The organism is Gorillibacterium sp. CAU 1737, from assembly GCF_039888655.1.
Lineage (GTDB): Bacteria > Bacillota > Bacilli > Paenibacillales > NBRC-103111 > Gorillibacterium.
Genome location: NZ_JBDQQO010000020.1, coordinates 1 through 2,834, shown reverse-complemented (window position 1 = coordinate 2,834; position 2,834 = coordinate 1). Strand labels below are relative to the sequence as shown.

Genomic DNA, 2,834 nt, shown 5'->3' with positions numbered 1-2,834 from the left:
GAAGTCGGTGGGGTAACCCGCAAGGGAGCCAGCCGCCGAAGGTGGGGTAGATGATTGGGGTGAAGTCGTAACAAGGTAGCCGTATCGGAAGGTGCGGCTGGATCACCTCCTTTCTAGGGAGTTACCGGCGACTGTAATGGTCTGCCATATGTAACGAACTTGACGCTCCGATCGAGGGAGCACAACGACACACTCACCTTTGTTCAGTTTTGATGGAATTTCCTCTGGGGCCATAGCTCAGCTGGGAGAGCGCCTGCCTTGCAAGCAGGAGGTCAGGAGTTCGATCCTCCTTGGCTCCATAAAAAAACGTCATCACATTATGTGATGACGTTTTTTTGTAGTATGGCGTACTCCGCAATATCTTTAAGTTGAATGTCCTGAGTGGGGGCCGACGATCGCCAAGCATTAACCTAAAGCGCGGGCCAAGGAGCACGAACTGGATTTGAGACAGGGGAGTCGGATGCTGGGAAGAGAGCCAGAACCGATTTGGCAGAACTTCAGCGATCAGCTCTAAATGTGACATTCGGTTGTCCAGTTAAATGTGATATATTCATAAAAACAACAATATTTGGATCGAACCTATTGTTTCAGTAAGGAGTAGATACAAAGGGAAAAAGAAGGCCAAAAAAGGCATACATGTACCCTTCATGATTAGGAGGTCTTGATGGTGAACTGGAAGGTCAAGCAAATCACTCATTTTGAATCTTCAGGTATGTGGAAGGATGGTTGCGCTCCATTTGGATTTCATGACAGTAAGGGCAACTTGTATGCGATGAGTTATTTTGAACACTGGGTTGGCTGCTTTAGCGCCAATGGCAGGTTAAAGTGGTCAGCTGGCAACAATCCCGTTGCGAATAGCGATTGCCATCTGATCCTTGATTTGCGAAATCCAAGTTACATAACAGAAGCCCTAGATGATGCGGTGCTCCTATCATGTGCTGGAAGCAAAAAGATTTACCAGGTCAATCCTACGGATAGGACTTATCTTCTTCTAATTGATGGGAATGACATTGGACTTACTGATGTTGGAAACTGTGTAGTTGATTCTAACGGAAACTTGTGGGTCAACGAAGTACAAGGATGCCGCATTTGGCAGTTTACTCCTGAGGGGATTCCTATTCAAACCCTGGGTGATGGTAAGCCTGGATTCCAAGCGGATCATTGTTCCTTTGAGGATGCCAGGTTCAACTGGATTTACGATATTCGGAATGGGCCTGATGGAAACATCTACGTATTGGATAGCAAAAATTATGCGGTTCGCATGATCGATGTAAAGAAGAGAATCGTAAAAACAATAGCGGGCACGGGGACATCAGGCTATTCTGGCGATGGTCAAAACGCACGTCAAGCTACATTTGGCAGTCGCTTGGATGAGCACTTCGATGGGCCCTGGTCATTATCGCTTGATGAAGAGGGCAACATCTATGTTGGAGACACCCAGAATCATGTTTTGAGGATGATTGAACGGTCAACGAACATCATCACTACTATTGCGGGAAACCCGAATATTACAAAAAGCATCCCAAACTGTTCGACAGAGAGCGATCCACGGAGCCTTAATCTGTTCAAGGTTTGCAGTTTGGATTATGCTAATGACTGCCTATATATACCCGAATGGGATGGCGATTTGGTTGTACTCTCAAAAGAGTAAACGACTAGCAACGTTGAAAGCCGGATTTCCGTCTCCCGCCGGAGAGAAACCATCCTCTCATCCTCACTGTGGGAGAACACTTGCCATGCAAGCAGGTCGGGAGTTCGAATCTCCTTCGGATTGTGGGTATTCAACTGGCAAAAGAAGCAGAGTATAGGGGGAGAGCAATGAATGTCCTATTGTTAAATGGTATGAAAGCAACGAGTCAAATCTGGAATCGGATGGAGTCTCGATTAGTGCAATGGAATGTTGAGTATAGGGAGTATCCTCACTCCGTTACAGAATCCGCCTCCAACGTAGCAGCCATCACCGCGGGGATTTACCCAACTCTCGAAAGAAGGGCATATGACGTTTTGATAGGCCATAGCATGGGAGGGCTTGTCGCATTAGAACTGGCGGCGTTCTACCCGGTGAATGTTCGAAAGGTGATCCTGGTCGAGTCTTTTTTGAAGCCGAGCACTCCTTTCTATCAAAATCTCATGACTCCCCTTCATATGGAGCAGTACGGAGAGGAAGTTCTGCAGATGATTCGAGACGAGGCACCCTATTACTTGCCGACATTAGCAGACAGCTTGCAAAATCAATTTGACTACACCCACCTTCTCAAGAGCCTAGAAAGTGAGGTCGGAGCCATCTACGGGGATCGTGGACATCGAAACCACCCTTGTCGAATAGATGCGTTGAATCTTGAACCGGATGTTTTGCAGCGCATGAATATTGTGTTTGTCGAAGACGCCTGTCACATGCCCATGGTGGAGAATCCCGATGGATTAATGGATGAATTGGTGGAGATGATAAGGAGCCTATAAGGTGGAAAGACCTCGTTAGCATCGGCATAAACCCGCTGAGAAAGAATCTGTCGAACAGGGGTTGACCTTATCCACAAAGCGTGATATTATATTCTTCGTTGCTCTTGAAGCAACAGCAACAAAGCTTCTGCTTAAACCGCAGAAGCGGCTTGTTCCTTGAAAACTGGATAGCGAAGCAACAAACGCGTAGGAAACATTCTTACCGAGTGTGTCGATCGTTGCTTTTTCGTCTCTGACGAAAAAGACAACAATGGTTAAGCTAGTAAGAGCACACGGAGGATGCCTAGGCGCCAGGAGCCGAAGAAGGACGTGGCGAACGACGAAAATGCCTCGGGGAGCTGTAAGCAAGCATTGATCCGGGGATGTCCGAATGG

Annotated in this window: 2 protein-coding genes, 1 tRNA gene and 2 rRNA genes; all 5 read left to right on the top strand. The window is 47.2% G+C overall.

The genetic code is table 11. The annotated features are described in order from the left end of the window. Nucleotides 1-113 (top strand): 16S ribosomal RNA (locus AAFN83_RS22080); the annotation flags it as partial. A 113-nt stretch (nucleotides 114-226) separates the two neighbouring features. Next, nucleotides 227-299: transfer RNA gene (locus tag AAFN83_RS22075), tRNA-Ala, on the top strand. 368 nt (nucleotides 300-667) lie between these two features. Further along, nucleotides 668-1,651, top strand: a complete 984-nt coding sequence (locus AAFN83_RS22070; protein WP_347773442.1) for a hypothetical protein — start codon at nucleotides 668-670, stop codon at nucleotides 1,649-1,651. A gap of 167 nt (nucleotides 1,652-1,818) precedes the next feature. Next, complete coding sequence (locus AAFN83_RS22065) at nucleotides 1,819-2,460, top strand: alpha/beta fold hydrolase (protein ID WP_347773440.1); 642 nt, start codon at nucleotides 1,819-1,821, stop codon at nucleotides 2,458-2,460. 252 nt (nucleotides 2,461-2,712) lie between these two features. Beyond that, a 23S ribosomal RNA gene (locus AAFN83_RS22060) occupies nucleotides 2,713-2,834 on the top strand; the annotation flags it as partial.